Source organism: Streptomyces sp. NPDC102283 (assembly GCF_044766265.1).
Classification (GTDB): Bacteria; Actinomycetota; Actinomycetes; order Streptomycetales; family Streptomycetaceae; genus Streptomyces.
The window spans coordinates 76665-92196 of the sequence record NZ_JBIWLQ010000015.1; the positions used below are offsets into that span (position 1 = coordinate 76665).

General features: G+C 72.1%; 14 protein-coding genes. 7 read left to right on the plus strand and 7 right to left on the minus strand.

Annotated features, from left to right (window positions below; genetic code table 11):
* Positions 1–63 precede the first annotated feature (63 nt).
* A complete protein-coding gene (gene dacB, locus ACIRJT_RS26925; protein ID WP_403913791.1) occupies positions 64–1533 on the minus strand; it encodes a D-alanyl-D-alanine carboxypeptidase/D-alanyl-D-alanine-endopeptidase in 1470 nt (489 codons plus the stop codon).
* A gap of 113 nt (positions 1534–1646) precedes the next feature.
* Between dacB and ACIRJT_RS26930 the strand changes: the two genes are divergently transcribed.
* Both ACIRJT_RS26930 and ACIRJT_RS26935 read left to right on the plus strand, forming a co-directional pair.
* The gene (locus ACIRJT_RS26930; RefSeq protein ID WP_018959738.1) at positions 1647–2141 is read left to right on the plus strand and encodes an inorganic diphosphatase; all 495 of its coding nucleotides are present in this window, start codon (positions 1647–1649) and stop codon (positions 2139–2141) included.
* Between the two features lie 189 nt (positions 2142–2330).
* Positions 2331–4034, plus strand: coding sequence for a threonine/serine exporter ThrE family protein (locus ACIRJT_RS26935; RefSeq protein WP_403913794.1), 1704 nt, complete (start codon positions 2331–2333; stop codon positions 4032–4034).
* Between the two features lie 161 nt (positions 4035–4195).
* Here the strand turns inward: ACIRJT_RS26935 and ACIRJT_RS26940 are convergent, their stop codons facing one another.
* On the minus strand, positions 4196–4921 hold the full coding sequence (locus ACIRJT_RS26940) for a DedA family protein (protein WP_403913797.1): 726 nt from the start codon (positions 4919–4921) through the stop codon (positions 4196–4198).
* Between the two features lie 150 nt (positions 4922–5071).
* On the opposite strand from ACIRJT_RS26940, the gene ACIRJT_RS26945 reads away from it, so the two are divergent.
* From ACIRJT_RS26945 to ACIRJT_RS26960, 4 genes are all read left to right on the plus strand, one after another.
* Positions 5072–5437, plus strand: a complete 366-nt coding sequence (locus tag ACIRJT_RS26945; protein WP_217227653.1) for a YbjQ family protein — start codon at positions 5072–5074, stop codon at positions 5435–5437.
* A 62-nt stretch (positions 5438–5499) separates the two neighbouring features.
* Positions 5500–6801: an ion channel protein gene (locus ACIRJT_RS26950; RefSeq protein ID WP_403913801.1), complete on the plus strand. Its 1302-nt coding sequence runs from the start codon at positions 5500–5502 to the stop codon at positions 6799–6801.
* A gap of 124 nt (positions 6802–6925) precedes the next feature.
* Positions 6926–7549 carry an NAD(P)H:quinone oxidoreductase gene (gene wrbA / locus ACIRJT_RS26955; protein WP_403913803.1) on the plus strand — a complete coding sequence of 208 codons (624 nt, stop codon included), beginning with the start codon at positions 6926–6928 and terminating at the stop codon, positions 7547–7549.
* Between the two features lie 59 nt (positions 7550–7608).
* Positions 7609–9036 carry a glutamate decarboxylase gene (locus tag ACIRJT_RS26960; protein ID WP_403913806.1) on the plus strand — a complete coding sequence of 476 codons (1428 nt, stop codon included), beginning with the start codon at positions 7609–7611 and terminating at the stop codon, positions 9034–9036.
* Between the two features lie 30 nt (positions 9037–9066).
* Here the strand turns inward: ACIRJT_RS26960 and ACIRJT_RS26965 are convergent, their stop codons facing one another.
* The 4 genes from ACIRJT_RS26965 to ACIRJT_RS26980 all read right to left on the minus strand — a co-directional run bounded on the left by ACIRJT_RS26965 (position 9067) and on the right by ACIRJT_RS26980 (position 12938).
* Positions 9067–9894: an ABC transporter permease gene (locus ACIRJT_RS26965; RefSeq protein ID WP_403913808.1), complete on the minus strand. Its 828-nt coding sequence runs from the start codon at positions 9892–9894 to the stop codon at positions 9067–9069.
* Entirely contained in the window at positions 9891–10874 is a 984-nt protein-coding gene (locus ACIRJT_RS26970; protein ID WP_403913810.1) for an ATP-binding cassette domain-containing protein, read from the minus strand. The genes ACIRJT_RS26965 and ACIRJT_RS26970 overlap by 4 nt, the downstream gene beginning before the upstream one ends.
* A 75-nt stretch (positions 10875–10949) precedes the next feature.
* Positions 10950–11591: a PadR family transcriptional regulator gene (locus ACIRJT_RS26975; protein ID WP_403913812.1), complete on the minus strand. Its 642-nt coding sequence runs from the start codon at positions 11589–11591 to the stop codon at positions 10950–10952.
* Positions 11592–11615: 24 nt separating this feature from the next.
* A complete protein-coding gene (locus ACIRJT_RS26980; protein WP_403913815.1) occupies positions 11616–12938 on the minus strand; it encodes an MFS transporter in 1323 nt (440 codons plus the stop codon).
* A 65-nt stretch (positions 12939–13003) separates the two neighbouring features.
* On the opposite strand from ACIRJT_RS26980, the gene ACIRJT_RS26985 reads away from it, so the two are divergent.
* Positions 13004–14005 (plus strand): GlxA family transcriptional regulator, encoded by a 1002-nt coding sequence (locus ACIRJT_RS26985; RefSeq protein WP_403914092.1) that lies wholly within the window; start codon positions 13004–13006, stop codon positions 14003–14005.
* Between the two features lie 27 nt (positions 14006–14032).
* On the opposite strand, the gene ACIRJT_RS26990 is transcribed toward ACIRJT_RS26985, so the two are convergent.
* Positions 14033–15490: an aldehyde dehydrogenase family protein gene (locus ACIRJT_RS26990; protein WP_403913818.1), complete on the minus strand. Its 1458-nt coding sequence runs from the start codon at positions 15488–15490 to the stop codon at positions 14033–14035.
* Positions 15491–15532 lie beyond the last annotated feature (42 nt).

Here is a 15532-nt window from a genome sequence, read left to right on the forward strand (position 1 = left end):
GTCAACCGTACGTGAGCCCGTCGCCCGGTGGTGGGGTCTTGCACGGCTCTTCGGGTGCTGCGCCTACTCGGCGGCCGGGCGGGCGAGTGCGGTGGCCAGGGCGTCGAGGGCGGGTTCGGCCTCGGTCGCGGAGAGGCTGCCGGAGGCGAGGAAGGCGAAGGCGAGCAGGCGGCCCCGGGGATCGACGACCGTTCCGGCGAGGGAGTTGACGCCGTTGAGGGTGCCGGTCTTGGCGCGGATCAGGCCGGTGCCTTCGGAGCCGTCCTGGTAGCGGTCACCGAGGGTGCCGCTGAATCCGGCGATCGGGAGGCCGGTGAGGACCGGGCGGAGTCCGGGGCGGTCGGGGTCGGCGGCGCGGGCGAGGAGGGCGGTGAGGAGGGCGGGGGTGACCCGGTCCGCGCGGTCCAGGCCGCTGCCGTCGGCGAGGTGGGCCCCGGCCACCGGGATCTTCAGCTTCCTCAGTTCGTTGGTGACGGCGCGGCGGGCTCCGGCGAAGTCGGCGCTCTCGCCCTTGGCGATGGCGGTCTGCCGGGCGAGGGCCTCGGCGATGTCGTTGTCGCTGTTGGTGAGGGTGCGCTCGACGAGGGCGGCGAGCGGGGCCGAGCGGTGGGTGGCGACGGTGCGGGACTTGTCCGCCGCTCGGGCCTCGCGGGGCGCGCCGGTGACCTCGGCGCCGGCCTTCCGCAGCTGTGCGGCGAAGGCGCGGGCGGCGTCGCCGGCGGGGTCGTCGGTGCGTTTGGCGGGGCCGCGGTCCGTGTCGTTCACGCGGCCCTCGTTGACCATCAGGGCGGTGACGGGGGCGATGTTCTCGTTGGGGCTGATCGGGTGGAGCACGGGGCCGCTGTAGCGGGAGGTGTCGTACGTGAGGCGTACGGGGCCTGCCGGGTCCTCGCCGTCCTCGCCGTCCTCGCGGAGGGCCTTCGCGGCGTCGGCGGCCATCGAGCGCAGGGCCGCCCTGCTCAGCGTGGGGTCGCCGCCGCCGACGAGGGTGAGGGTGCGGGCGTCGGGGGACAGCGCGACGGTGGTGGCGATGCGGTGGTCGGGGCCCAGGACGGAGAGCGCGGCGGTGGTGGTGGCGATCTTGATGGTGGAGGCCGGGGTCATCGGGGCGGTGGCGCCGCTTCCGTACAGCTGCTGGCCGGTGGCGGTGTCGATGACGGACGCGGCGACCTTGTCGCCGAGTTCGGGCACGCCGATGAGCGGGGCGAGGGTGTCGCGGAGCGCCGCGGCGTCCCTCGGGACGTCGTGGGTGGTGGTGCCGAGGGCCGGGAGGACGGCCGGGGCACTGGGGGCCGGGCGGGGGCCGTCGGGCGTCGGGCGGCCGTGATGTGCGCCACCTGTTCGGTCCGCGGTGACTGCCAGTGCCCGCTCGGCCTTACGCTGACCGTTGTCCCAGGGGCCGGCGGCGAGGACGGCGCCGGCAGCGACGACCAGGCCGAGCGTTGCGGAGCCTGCGATGACCTGCCAGGTGTACGACCCGTTGTGTCTGTTCTTCAGGACCTTCAGCCTGCCCCACGGGTCCGACGGGCGCATCGACGGTCTTACCACCGGCTCGGCCACCGTTGACCAGCCCCTTTCGCGAGCACTCTTCTGCGTGGGGGACACTTAATCACCAGTCGTATGTGTTGATCATGGAGGAGCCACCCGTGGAGTTCGACGTCACCATCGAGATCCCGAAGGGTTCGCGGAACAAGTACGAGGTGGACCACGAGACCGGTCGGATCCGCCTGGACCGTCGACTCTTCACCTCGACCAGCTACCCGGCCGACTACGGCTTCGTCGAGAACACCCTCGGCGAGGACGGCGACCCGCTGGACGCGCTGGTCATCCTGGACGAGCCGACCTTCCCCGGTTGCCTCATCAAGTGCCGTGCCATCGGCATGTTCCGGATGACCGACGAGGCGGGCGGCGACGACAAGCTGCTCTGCGTCCCGGCATCCGACCCCCGGGTGGAGCACCTGCGCGACATCCACCACGTGTCGGAGTTCGACCGCCTGGAGATCCAGCACTTCTTCGAGGTCTACAAGGACCTGGAGCCGGGCAAGTCCGTCGAGGGCGCCGACTGGGTCGGCCGTACCGAGGCGGAGGCCGAGATCGAGGCCTCGTACAAGCGCCTTGAGGCGCAGGGCGGCGCGCACTGACGTCCTTCTTCCGGTTCCGTTTGTGAGCCGGACGGCCGTAGGGGAACGGGCGGTACACCTTCGCGGGTGTGCCGCCCGTTTCGCTGTCCGCATTCCCGCGCGTGCGGGGCCCATGCCGGTGGCCATACTGGGCACACGTGCGGCGGGACAGACACCCAGGAAAGTGCGGTCGAGGAGGAACGAGGTCGAGTGGTGGCGGAATCGGGCGGTCCTGAGGACCAGAAGCCCCAGTCCGACGAGGCGCGGAGCGCTTTCGCGCCGCCCGCGGGGACGAGTCAGCCGGCATCGCCGCCCGAGGAGGACCATCCGACGTCGGAGTTCGCGTTGCCGACCGGTGTGCACCAGGATCAGGCCGGTCCGGCCGGTTCGGGCGGTGGTTCCGGGGGCGGTTCGAACTCCGACACGCTGAGTTCCGCTTTCACCCCGCCGAGCACGTACAACGCCCAGCAGGCGCCGCCCGCGTTCACCCCGGCGCAGGGCATTCCGATGGTCAGGCTGACCAAGGAGGCGCCCTGGCAGGACCGGATGCGCACGATGCTGCGGATGCCGGTGACCGAGCGTCCGGCCACGGAGGCGATCCAGCGCACGGACGACGAGACGGGTCCCGCCGTGCCGCGCGTGCTCGACCTGACGCTGCGTATCGGGGAGCTGCTGCTGGCGGGCGGCGAGGGCGCCGAGGACGTCGAGGCGGCGATGTTCGCGGTGACCCGGTCCTACGGTCTCGACCGCAGCGAGCCGACGGTCACGTTCACCCTGCTGTCCATCTCGCACCAGCCGTCGCTGGTCGACGACCCGGTGACGGCGAGCCGTACGGTACGCCGTCGGGGCACCGACTACACCCGTCTGGCGGCCGTGTTCCGGCTGGTCGACGACATCACCAGCGCGGACACCGAGATCTCGCTGGAGGAGGCCTACCGGCGGCTCGCGGAGATCCGTCGTAATCGCCACCCGTATCCGGGCTGGGTGCTGACGGCTGCCGCCGGGCTGCTGGCCGGTTCGGCCTCCGTGCTGGTCGGCGGCGGGTTCCTGGTGTTCGTCGTGGCGGCGGCGGGCGCGATGCTCGGCGACCGTCTCGCGTGGCTGTGCGCCGGGCGCGGGCTGCCGGAGTTCTACCAGTTCACGGTGGCCGCGATGCCGCCCGCCGCGATGGGGGTGGCGCTGACGCTGACCCATTCGACGGACATCCGCCCGTCCGCGGTGATCACCGGTGGGCTGTTCGCGCTGCTGCCGGGGCGGGCGCTGGTGGCGGGGGTGCAGGACGGGCTGACCGGCTACTACATCACCGCCTCGGCCCGCCTCCTGGAGGTCATGTACTTCTTCATCGGGATCGTCGCGGGCGTGCTGATCGTCCTGTATCTGGGGCTGCAGCTGGGGGCGGAGCTCAATCCGGAGGCGCGGTTCACGCCGTACAACGAGCCCGCGATCCAGATCCTGGCGTCGATGGCGCTGAGCCTGGCGTTCGCGGTGCTGCTCCAGCAGGAGCGCTCCACCGTGCTGGCGGTCACCCTGAACGGCGGCGTGGCCTGGATCATCTTCGGGGCGATGGCCCGCACCGGAGGCATCTCGCCGGTCGCGGCGACGGCGGTGGCGGCCGGTCTGGTGGGGCTGTTCGGCCAGTTGTTCTCGCGCTACCGGTTCCACTCCTCGCTGCCGTACATCACGGCGGCGATCGGGCCGCTGCTGCCCGGTTCGGCGACGTACTTCGGTCTGCTGGGCGTGGCGCAGAACGAGCTGGACACGGGGCTGGCCTCGCTGTCGACGGCGGTCGCGACGGCGCTGGCCATCGCGATCGGGGTGAACCTGGGGAGTGAGATCTCGCGGCTGTTCATGGGGGCGCCGGGTGCGGTCGGCGGGGCGAGTCGCCGGGCGGCGAAGCGGACCAGGGGGTTCTGAGCGCGCGGACCCGCGGCGCCTGCGCGGCCACGCCACCGTGCCTCGTGCCCATGCCGCGCCACCCGTGCCTGTGCCTCGTGCCTGTGCCTCGTACGACGAAGGCGCCCCTCCCCCGGTCCGCGGGGAGGGGCGCCTTCGGTGCGTACGTACGCGGCGCGGGGTCAGCGCTTGGCGTGCCGGCCGCGCTGGCCGGTGGAGGGGCCGTTGCCGCCGGTCGGGGGGCGGCCGGAGCCGCCGCCCTCCAGCGCCTCGGCCGCGGCGGCCTTCTTGCCCTGGCTGCGGGCCCGCAGCACCTCGACCACGATCGGCACCACGGAGATGAGCACGATCAGGATGAGGATCATCTCGATGTGCTCGTGCACGAAGTCGATCTTGCCGAGCATCGCGCCGAGCACGGTGACGCCGACGCCCCAGAGGATCGCGCCGACGATGTTGTACGTGATGAAGGAGCGGTAGTTCATCCGGCTGACGCCCGCGATGATCGGCGTGAAGGTGCGCACGATGGGCACGAAGCGCGCCAGGACCAGGGACTTCGGGCCGTGCTTCTCGAAGAACTCGTGGGCCTTCTCCACGTTCTCCTGCTTGAAGAGGCGGGAGTCGGGGCGCTTGAAGAGGGCCGGTCCGACCTTGCGGCCGAAGAGATAGCCCACCTGGTCGCCGACGATCGCGGCGACGGCCACCAGCGTGCAGACCAGCCAGAGCGGGTACTTCAGCTGGCCCGTGGTCACCAGCAGCCCCGTGGTGAACAGCAGCGAGTCGCCGGGCAGGAAGAAGCCGATCAGGAGGCCGGACTCGGCGAAGACGATGAGGAGGAGGCCGGGGAGTCCGAACGTGTTGAGCAGATAGTCCGGGTCCAGCCAGCTCGGTCCGAGCGCAAGCGTATTCAAGGGTCCGGGCTCCAGGATGGTGTGCGATGGCGGCTCTGTGGCTGCCCCAAGCTATCAACGCCCGGCCGGTGCCCGTGGTTCCAGTGGCGCACAGCGGGAATGCGCATCCCATGGAGCTGCCCGAAGCTGATCACAGGAGGTGCCACAAACATGGGCATTGAGGATTTCGGCGGCGGTCAGGCCGCCCAGGCGGACGTGCTGGTCGTCACCACGAACGACGTACCCGGCTATCAGGTGACGCAGGTCATCGGCGAGGTCTTCGGACTGACCGTGCGGTCGCGTCACCTCGGGAGCCAGATCGGCGCCGGGCTGAAGTCGATGATCGGCGGTGAGCTGAAGGGGCTGACGAAGACGCTGGTCGAGACCCGCAACCAGGCGATGGAGCGGCTCGTGGAGCAGGCCAGGGCCCGGGGCGCGAACGCGGTCCTGATGATGCGCTTCGACGTCACGGAGGCGGCGGACGTGGGCACGGAGGTCTGCGCGTACGGGACGGCGGCGGTGATCAGCAAGGTGTGACGCGGGACCATCGAGGCCACCATTGGGGCGTTTTGTCTGCTTCGTCACCCTAGGGTGAGCCGGTGGCCCCCGACTCCCCCGCACCCCCGCCGGCTCCCCCGAGCCCCCCGCGTCCTCCGGCCGCCCCGGCCCGGCGGCTGCTGCCGCTCGTCCTGCCCGCGATCGCCGTCGGCGTCGCCTGCGCGCTGATCCTGCTCGGGGTGAGCCTGTTGGCGGAGCGGCTCCAGGACGTGCTCTGGGAGACGCTGCCCGACGCGCTCGGGGTGGGGCGGTTCTCCTCACTGTGGATGATCGTGATGCTCACCGCGACCGGCCTCGCGGTGGGACTCGTCCTGCGGGCCGTGCCCGGTCACGGCGGGCCCGATCCGGCCACCACCGGACTGGTGGACGCACCGATGAGGCCCGGCATCGTGCCCGGACTGCTCCTGGTGACCGTCCTGGCGCTGGCGGGCGGGGTGAGCCTCGGGCCGGAGAACCCGATCACCGCGGCCAACATCGCGCTGGCCTTCTGGCTCGGCCGGCGGTTCGCGCCCGGTGCGCCGGGCGAGCTGTGGGTGGCGCTCGCCGCGGCCGGGACCATCGGGGCCCTCTTCGGAACCCCGGTCGCCGCCGCGCTGATCCTCTCCGAGGCGCTGGCCTCGCAGCCGGGCCCCGGGGCGTTCTGGGACCGGCTGTTCGCCCCGCTCGCGGCCGGTACGGCGGGCGCGCTGACCATGTCGCTGATCGCCGAGCCCAGCTTCGACCTCTCCCTCCCCGCGTACGCCGGAGCACACTGGGGCGATCTGCTCTCCGCCCTGCTGATCGCCTCGGCGGGCGCGCTCCTCGGCCTGCTCGCGGTGTACGCCTTCCCGGTGGCCCACCGGGTCTTCACGGCGCTGCGGCATCCGGTGCTCGCGCTGACGCTGGGCGGGCTGGCGTTGGGGCTGCTCGGCGCGCTGGGCGGCCACCTCACCCTCTTCAAGGGGCTCGACGAGGTGAAGGTGCTCGCAGGGGACCCGGAGGGCTGGTCGGCCGGGGAGTTCGCGGGGATGGCGGTGGTGAAGATGGCCGCCCTCGTGATCGCGGCGGCCGCCGGCTTCCGGGGCGGCCGGATCTTCCCGGCGGTCTTCGCGGGGGTGTCGCTCGGGCTCTGCGCCCACGCGCTGGTCGACGTGGTCCCGCCGTCGCTCGCGGTGTCCTGCGCGGTGCTGGGCGTACTGCTGGCCGTCACCCGGCAGGGCTGGGTGAGCCTGTTCACCGCGGCGGTGCTGGTGAGCGACGCGTCCGTGCTGCCGCTGCTGTGCGCCGCCACCCTGCCCGCCTGGCTGCTGGTCACCGGGCGGCCCCAGATGCAGCTGGACGGGGACGGGAAGTCGCTGCGCTGAGGGGCGGTGCCGGTCACGGAGAAGGCCCCGCCCGACGCGCCGGACACGCGGAACCTCCGTATCGTCTGGTTCGTGCGCTTTTGCGCCGCCTTGTATCGATCCCGCTCCGACGGAGGTCCCCCGCATGCCCACGCCCGTCAACGTCGCCGTCATCTACTACTCCTCCACCGGCACCGTCGCCGCGATCGCCAGGGCCATGGCCGGGGACGCGGAGCGGGCCGGGGCGCGGGTGCGGCTGCGCCGGGCGGCGGAGCTCGCCCCGCAGGCGGCCATCGACTCCAACCCGGCGTGGGCCGCGAACGTGGCCGCGACCGCGGACATCCCCGAGGTCTCGCAGGACGACATGGCGTGGGCGGACGCGGTGATCTTCGGCTCGCCGACCCGGTACGGGAACGTCACAGCCCAGCTGAAGCAGTTCATCGACACGCTCGGCGGGATGTGGCAGGCGGGGCAGCTCGCCGACAAGGTCTACAGCGGCTTCACCTCCAGCGCCACCGCCCACGGCGGCCAGGAGTCCACGCTGCTCGCGCTCTACAACACGATCCACCACTTCGGCGGCATCCTCGTCACCCCCGGGTACACCGACCCCACGAAGTTCGTGGACGGCAACCCGTACGGCACCTCCCACGTCGCCGGGCAGGGCGACATCCCGGTCGGCGAGCAGACCCTGACGGCCGCCCGGGTGCAGGCCGAGCGGGTCGTGAAGTTCACCCGGGCGATCAAGGCGGGCCTGGCCGCCGAGAGCTGACCCCGCGCCGAGAGCCGACCCCGCACCCGACCGCTTCGGCCGAGAGAAGGGCCTCCACCATGCCGCTCCACCGCGGTGCCCACCCGGAACAGGACGAACCCTCGAAGGAGCGGCGCAGGCTCGCCCTGAACCCGTTCTTCGGCGAGGCGGACCCGACGGCCGCGATGAACACCGCGCCGCCCCGGCACCGGCTGCCCGACGGGCCGCTGCCGCCGCTGACGGCGTACCGGCTGGTCCACGACGAGCTGATGCTCGACGGGAACTCACGGCTCAACCTGGCCACGTTCGTCACCACCTGGATGGAGCCGCAGGCCGACGTCCTGATGGGTGAGTGCCGGGACAAGAACATGATCGACAAGGACGAGTACCCGCGCACCGCCGAGTTGGAGCGGCGCTGCGTGGCGATGCTCGCCGACCTGTGGAACGCGCCCGATCCGAGGGCGACCGTGGGCTGTTCGACCACCGGGTCGAGCGAGGCGTGCATGCTCGCGGGGCTCGCCCTGAAGCGGCGCTGGGCGAAGCGGAACGCGGACCGCTATCCCGCGACGGCCCGGCCCAATCTGGTGATGGGCGTCAATGTGCAGGTCTGCTGGGAGAAGTTCTGCGACTTCTGGGAGGTGGAGGCCCGGCTCGTGCCCATGGAGGGCGAGCGGTTCCACCTCGACCCGGCGGCCGCCGCCGAGCTGTGCGACGAGAACACCATCGGGGTCGTCGGCATCCTCGGCTCCACCTTCGACGGGTCCTACGAGCCGATCGCGGAGCTGTGCGCGGCCCTGGACGCGTTCCAGGAGCGGACCGGCCTCGACGTCCCGGTCCATGTGGACGGGGCGTCGGGCGCGATGGTGGCGCCCTTCCTCGACCCGGACCTGGTGTGGGACTTCCGGCTGCCGAGGGTGGCGTCGATCAACACCTCGGGGCACAAGTACGGCCTCGTCTACCCGGGGGTCGGCTGGGCGCTGTGGCGGACGGCGGACGCGCTGCCCGAGGAGCTGGTCTTCCGGGTCAACTACCTGGGCGGCGACATGCCGACGTTCGCGCTGAACTTCTCCCGGCCCGGGGCGCAGGTGGTCGCGCAGTACTACACGTTCCTGCGCCTCGGGCACGAGGGCTACCGCGCGGTCCAGCAGGCCTCCCGGGACGTGGCGTGCGGTCTGGCCCGCGCGGTGGAGGGGCTGGGCGACTTCCGACTCCTCACCCGGGGCGACGAGCTGCCGGTGTTCGCCTTCACGACCGACGCGGACGTGCACGCGTACGACGTCTTCGACGTGTCCCGCCGGCTGCGGGAGCGCGGCTGGCTGGTGCCCGCGTACACCTTCCCCGCCAACCGGCAGGACCTCTCGGTGCTGCGCGTGGTGTGCCGCAACGGGTTCTCCTCGGACCTGGCCGAGCTGCTGATCGAGGACCTGAAGCTGCTGCTTCCCGAACTCCGGGCCCAGAAACACCCGTTGAGCCATGACCGGGCGGCACCGACGGCCTTCCACCACTGAGCACGGCTCGCGGCGCCACGCGGAGCACGGCTACCGGCTGAGGCGCGCGAACCTGGCCACCGCCAGCGGGAAGAACACCGCGATGATGGCCACCGGCCAGAGCACCGCGAGGAGTTCGGCGTGCTCGGCCGCCCAGGAGCCGGTCGCGCCGCCCGGATTGCCGAACAACTCCCGTACGGCGGTGGCCGTGGCGGACATCGGGTTCCACTCGACCACCGCGCCCAGCCAGCCCGGCATCGAATCCGGGGTGGCGAAGACGTTGGAGAGGAAGCCGACCGGCCAGACCAGGATCTGGACCGCCCCGACCATCTCCGGCCGCCCCGCCACCATGGCCAGCAGGATGCCGACCCAGAGCATCGCGAACCGCAGCAGGAGCAGCAGCCCGAACGCTCCCAGCGCGGCGGCGGCCCCGTGGTGCCAGCGCCAGCCGACCGCGTAGCCGACCCCGGTCATCACCGCGAGCCCGGCCGTCGACTGGAGCATGTCCGCGGCGCTGCGGCCGACCAGGACGGCGCCGGGGACCATCGGCATCGAGCGGAAGCGGTCGATGACGCCCTTGCCGAGGTCCTGGGTGACCGCGAGCATCGTGCTCTCCAGGCCGAAGGCCATGGTCAGCGCGAGCATCCCGGGGACCAGGAACTCCGTGGGGTCGCCGTCCACGCCCCGGCCGCCGCCGACCAGATAGGTGAACATCAGCAGCAGCATCACCGGGAAGACCAGGTTGACCAGGACCGCGACGGGCTGCCGGGCCCAGTGCGCCAGTTCACGGCGGGTCATCGTCCAGGAGTCGGCCAGGGCCCAGCCCAGCCGGGAGGACGCCCCGTCCGGTCCGGGCGCCGTCGTCGTCGCCGCGCTCATGCCGCCACCTCCGTCTTTCCCGTCTTCTCCGCCTTCGCCGTACGCCGTGCGTCGGCGGGCTGTCCGGTCAGCGACAGGAACACCTCGTCGAGGGTGGGGCGGCGCACCGCGATGTCCTCCGCCTCGATGCCCGCCTCCTCCAGCACCCGCACCGTCCGGGCCAGGGCCGCCATCCGGTCCGGGGCGGGCGCGCCGATCCGCCGCCGGTCGGCGTCCAGCACCAGGTCCGCGCCACCGAGCAGCGCGCCCGCCTCCACCAGCCGGGACGCGTCGCGCAGGACGATGTCGATCCGGTCGCCGCCGACGAGCGCCTTCAGCTCGTCGGGGGTGCCCTCGGCGACCGCCCGGCCGTCGTCGATGAGGGAGATCCGGTCGGCCAGCTGGTCCGCCTCCTCCAGATACTGCGTGGTCAGCAGCACCGTGGTGCCGCCGCCGACCAGGGACCGCACCGCGTCCCACACCTCGGTCCGGCCACGCGGGTCGAGGCCGGTCGTCGGCTCGTCCAGGAACAGCACGTCCGGATCGGTGATCAGCGACGCGGCCAGGTCGAGGCGCCTGCGCATGCCGCCGCTGTACTGCTTGACGGCCTTGCGCCCGGTGTCCGCGAGGCCGAACCGCTCCAGCAGTTCGTCCGCCCGGCTGCCCGCCCGGCGTGCGCCCAGGTGGTACAGCCGCCCGAACATCTCCAGGTTCTGCCGCCCGCCGAGCTGCTCGTCCACCGCCGCGTGCTGGCCGAGCAGCCCGATCCTGCGCCGCACCTCGCCCGCCCGCTCGCGGACGTCGAGGCCGGCCACGGTCACCCGGCCCGCGTCGTGGCGCAGCAGCGTCGACAGGATCCGTACGGCGGTGGTCTTGCCCGCCCCGTTGGGGCCGAGCACTCCGTGCACGGTGCCGCCGCCGACGGCCAGGTCCAGTCCGCCCAGGGCGCTCTTCTCCCCGTACCGCTTGTGCACGCCGTCCATGACGATCGCTTCGGTCACGTTCCCCGCCCTCCTGTAGTCAAACTTGACTAGGAGGTCGAAGGTAAACCCGGATCCTTCATTCGTCAAACTTGATTAGTCGTGGTCCCCGGGGTGGGGCACACCGGTGGCGTAAGGATTCCCCTCGTCATCGGCGAGCAGCCCGACGAACGGGTCACCCTCGTCGACGAAGGTGTAGGCACCGCCCTCGATGCGGGCGATCAGACCCCGGGTCCACTCCGCGCCGGAGTCGGCCGAGTGCACCCAGAAGTTCATGATCTCGCCGATGTGGCCGAGGGATTCGGGGCCTTCCTCGGGGGTGTAGTACTCGGTGACCGCCGTGCGCCACTTCTCGATGCCCTCGATCCGCTCCTTGAGTAGCGCGACCGCCTCCGCCCGGGGCAGGTCGACGATGAAACCGATGGCCGCCGAGAGGACGTCCACGCCCTGGTCGTAGGAGCGGATGGCGTCGCGCAGCAGGCGGCGGCACTCCGCCAGCCCCTCGTCCGTGAGCTCGTACTCGGTGCGCGGGGGGCCGCCCGCCGTGGACGGGGCCGTCTCGTGCGCGAGCAGCAGCCCCTGCTTCGCCATCTGCTTCAGGGCGTGGTAGATCGACCCGGGTTTGGCGTTGGACCACTCGTGCGCGCCCCAGAACTCCAGGTCGTTGCGGACCTGATAGCCGTGTGCGCGGCCGTGCATGCGCACGGCGCCGAGGACCAGCAGTCGGATCGCGGACATGACACCCAACACCCATCTTCCTATTCAACTTTGACTAGGGTAGCCCGCCCGCTTGCGCCCGGCCGGTCGGTGTGCCCTCATCCGTACGGCCGGGGCCAGCAGCGCGGCGACGAGGCAGCCGACCGCCAGCGCGGCCCACACCACGTCGTACGTGCCGAAGACGTCCCGCGCGGTGGCCCCGAGGAACGCCGAGGCGCCCGCCCCCACCTGGTGGGCCGCGTTCGTCCAGCCGAAGACCACGGGGCCGTCGTCCCCGTACACCCGGCGGGCCAGCTCGATGACGGGCGGCACGGTCGCCACGTCGACGAGTCCGTAGACCACCACGAACAGGAGCATCGGGGCCGTGACCGTGGAGGTGAACAGCAGGGGCAGGGCGAGCAGGGTGAGCGCGCGGACGGCGAAGCAGACGGTCAGCAGACGGCGCGGATCGAACCGGTCGGTCAGCCAGCCGGCCAGCAGCGCGCCGAGGGCGGAGAAGATCCCGACGAGGGACAGCAGCGAGGCCGCCGCCGTGGCCCGCATGCCGTGGTCGTGTGCCGCGGGCGCCCAGTTGGACCACATGATGCCGTTGGTGGAGGCCCCGCAGAGGGCGAACATCCCGGCCAGCAGCCAGAACGGACCGGTGCGCGCCGCACGCAGCAGCACCCTCAGCGCCCGCACGGCCGCACCGGGGATCGGGGGCGGCCTCGGAACGAACTCCTTCGCCCCGTACGGCTTCACGCCCGCGTCCGCCGGGTGGTCGCGCAGCAGCAGGAACACCAGGGCGGCGACCGCCAGGGCCACCAGTGCCAGCGTCACCACCGGCGGACGCCAGCCGAAGCGGCCCACGGACCAGGCCAGCAGGGGCAGGAAGAGCAGCTGGCCCAGGTGGCTGGAGGAGCTGAGCGCACCCGTCACCAGGCCGCGCCGCCGGTCGAACCAGCGGGCCGTGATCCCGGCGGCGAACGTCATGGTCAGGCAGCCGCTGCCGAGGCCGATCAGCACGCCCCAGTACGCGACCAGCTGCCACGGCCGCGTCATGACGCCGGTGAGCAGCGCCCCCGCCGAGACCAGGAGCAGCGCGCCCATCACGACGCGGCGGGCCCCGATCCGGTCCATCAGCGCCGCCGCGAACGGGGCGGTGAGGCCGAACAGCACCATGTTCACCGAGGCGGCGAGCGCGATCTGCCCGCGCTCCCAGGCGTACTCCTCGTGCAGGGGCGTCACCAGCAGGCCCGGCACGGTGGTGAACGCCCCGGCCGTGACGATGGCCGCGCCCGCGACGGCGGCCATCAGCCAGGCGCGATGGATGCGCGAGGTCCGGCGGGAGGACGGGGTGTACGGAGATGCCGAGGTCGAAGGGGCCATGGACCCAAGCGTCGCGAGCGGGGCCCGTCCCCACGAGTGTCCAGATGGACCGGGTGCGCAAGGATATGGCCATGACGGTCTTCATCCACCCCGGGCGGCACCGCGTCGCCGTGCTCGCCCGCGAGGTTCTGCTCCCCATCGAACTGGGCATCGTGCACCAGCTCTTCGGCCAGGCCCGGCGCGGGGCCTCGGCGGACGGCGAGCCGCTGTACGAGGTCGCCACCTGCTCCCTGTCGCCCGGGGACGTGCGCACGGACGGCGACTTCACCGTGGCCGTCCCGCACGGCCCCGAGGCGCTGGCCGAGGCCGACACGGTGGTCGTCCTGTCCTCGTACGAGGACTACGTCCAGGAGACGCCGGCGCTCCCGGCCCCGCTGGCGGAGGCCTTCACACTGATCCGGCCCGGCGCCCGGGTGGCCTCGATCTGCACGGGCGCGTTCGTGCTGGCCTCGGCCGGACTGCTGGACGGCCATACGGCGACCACCCACTGGCGGTACACGGAGCTGTTCGCGCGGCTCTTCCCCCGGGTCCGGCTGGACCCGGACGTGCTCTACACCGACGGGGAGAGGGTGCTCACCTCGGCGGGCTGCGCCTCGGGAATCGACCTCTGCCTGCACATGATCCGCCGCGACCACGGAACGGCCGTCGCGAACGACGTGGCCCGGCGCACGGTCGTGCCGCCCCACCGCGAGGGCGGGCAGGTCCAGTACATCCGGCGGCCGATGCCCGAACGGTCGGCTCCGGGGACCTCGGCCGCCCGCGCGTGGGCGCTGCGGCGGCTCCAGGACCCGATCACCCTGGGGCAGTTGGCGGCCAGGGAGTCGATGAGCGTGCGGCACTTCACCCGGCGGTTCCGGGACGAGGTGGGTCTGACGCCGATGAACTGGCTGACCCGGCAACGCATCGAGCTGGCACGGGAGTTGCTGGAGGAGTCGGACGTACCCGTCGAGCAGGTGGCCGCGCGCGCCGGGCTCGGCACGGCGGCCAATCTGCGCCACCACTTCCACGCGGCGCTCGGCGTCTCGCCCAGCGCCTACCGCACCACGTTCCGGGGGCCGGGGAACTGAGGAAGGCCGAGGAGGGCGGAGGCCCCGTCAGAACGGGAAGGCGGAGCGGCCGTGCTGGATCGACATCCACCGCTGGGTGGTGAACGCCTCGACGACGGCCTCGCCGTTCAGCCGTCCCACCCCGGACGTCTTCTCGCCGCCGAACGCGACCAGCGGATCGTCCTGCACGGTGGAGTCGTTGACGTGGAACATCCCGCTGACGATGCGCTGCGCGAACTTCACGCCGCGCTCCGCGTCCCGGGTGTGCACCGCGCCGCTGAGACCGTACGGGCTCTCGTTGACCATCCGCACGGCCTCCTCCTCGCCGTCGAACGTCATCAGCAGGGCCACCGGGCCGAGGATCTCCTGCTGAAGCAGCGGGGAGTCCTCCCCGAGGTCGGTCAGGACGGTCGGGCCGACGACGTTGCCGACGGTCCGGCCGCGCACGAGTGCCGTCGCGCCGTCCGCGACCGCCCGGTCGACGAGGGCGTCCAACGCGTCGGCCTGGAAGGCGTTGATGACCGGTCCGATCCGGGTCTCCGGGTCCCTCGGGTCCCCGGCCTTCAGGGCGGCCACCTCGGCGGTGAACCGCTCGGTGAACTCCGCCGCCACCGACCGGTCCACCAGGATCCGGTTGGCCGCCATGCTGACCTGCCCCTGGTGCAGGAAGCGGCTGAAGACGGCCGCTTGGACCGCGTAGTCGATGTCGGCGTCCTCCAGCACCACCAGGGCGCTGTTGCCGCTCAGTTCGAGGATGGTCCGCTTGAAGGCGCCCGCCGCGGTGGCGGCGATGTGCCGGCCGACGCGGTCGGAGCCGGTGAACGAGATCACCTTGGGCACGGGGTGCTCGATGAACGCGTCGCCGATCTCGGCGCTGTCGGTGATCACCACGTTGAGCAGCCCGGCCGGCAGTCCGGCGTCCTCGAAGATCCGCGCGATCAGACCGCCGCCCACGACGGGCGCGTTCTGATGGGGCTTCACGACGACCGCGTTGCCGAGCGCCAGGGCGGGCGCGACGGACTTCATCGTCACCAGGAAGGGGAAGTTGAAGGCGCTGATGACACCCACGACGCCGACGGGCAGCCGGTAGAGCCGGTTCTCCCGGCCGTCCCCCACGGCGGGCAGCAGCCGCCCGGTGGGCCGCAGCGCCTGGCGGATCGCCTCGCGCAGGAATTCGGTGGCACCACGGACCTCGTACTGGGCCCGCAGCCGGGTGCCGCCCAGTTCGTCGATGATCGCCTCGACGATCTGTTCCGTGCGCTCACGGGTGGCGCGGAGCGCGCGTTCGAGGACGGCGCGGCGCTCGTACGGATTGACGGCGGCCCATTCCCGCTGGGCCCGCTCGGCGGCCCGGTAGGCCCGGTCGACCTCCAGCGCGGTGGCCACGGTGACGGCGGCGAGTTTCTCACCGTTGTAGGGATTGAAATCGATGATGTCCCACGAGCCGCTGCCGATCAGCCACTCGCCGTCGATGTACTGGTGGGCCAGTTCATGGAAGTAGGACATGCAATCCCTTACTGCAGGCGTTCGCAGACTCCTGATGCGACG

Excerpts from the sequence above, each read along its gene's own strand:
- ACIRJT_RS26965 (WP_403913808.1), bottom strand. The coding sequence starts at position 9,894 with ATGAGCGCGGCGACGACGACGGCGCCCGGACCGGACGGGGCGTCCTCC.
- ACIRJT_RS26960 (WP_403913806.1), top strand. The coding sequence starts at position 7,609 with ATGCCGCTCCACCGCGGTGCCCACCCGGAACAGGACGAACCCTCGAAG.
- dacB (WP_403913791.1), bottom strand. The coding sequence starts at position 1,533 with ATGCGCCCGTCGGACCCGTGGGGCAGGCTGAAGGTCCTGAAGAACAGA.
- wrbA (WP_403913803.1), top strand. The coding sequence starts at position 6,926 with ATGCCCACGCCCGTCAACGTCGCCGTCATCTACTACTCCTCCACCGGC.
- ACIRJT_RS26945 (WP_217227653.1), top strand. The coding sequence starts at position 5,072 with ATGGGCATTGAGGATTTCGGCGGCGGTCAGGCCGCCCAGGCGGACGTG.
- ACIRJT_RS26975 (WP_403913812.1), bottom strand. The coding sequence starts at position 11,591 with ATGTCCGCGATCCGACTGCTGGTCCTCGGCGCCGTGCGCATGCACGGC.
- ACIRJT_RS26980 (WP_403913815.1), bottom strand. The coding sequence starts at position 12,938 with ATGGCCCCTTCGACCTCGGCATCTCCGTACACCCCGTCCTCCCGCCGG.
- ACIRJT_RS26985 (WP_403914092.1), top strand. The coding sequence starts at position 13,004 with ATGGCCATGACGGTCTTCATCCACCCCGGGCGGCACCGCGTCGCCGTG.
- ACIRJT_RS26990 (WP_403913818.1), bottom strand. The coding sequence starts at position 15,490 with ATGTCCTACTTCCATGAACTGGCCCACCAGTACATCGACGGCGAGTGG.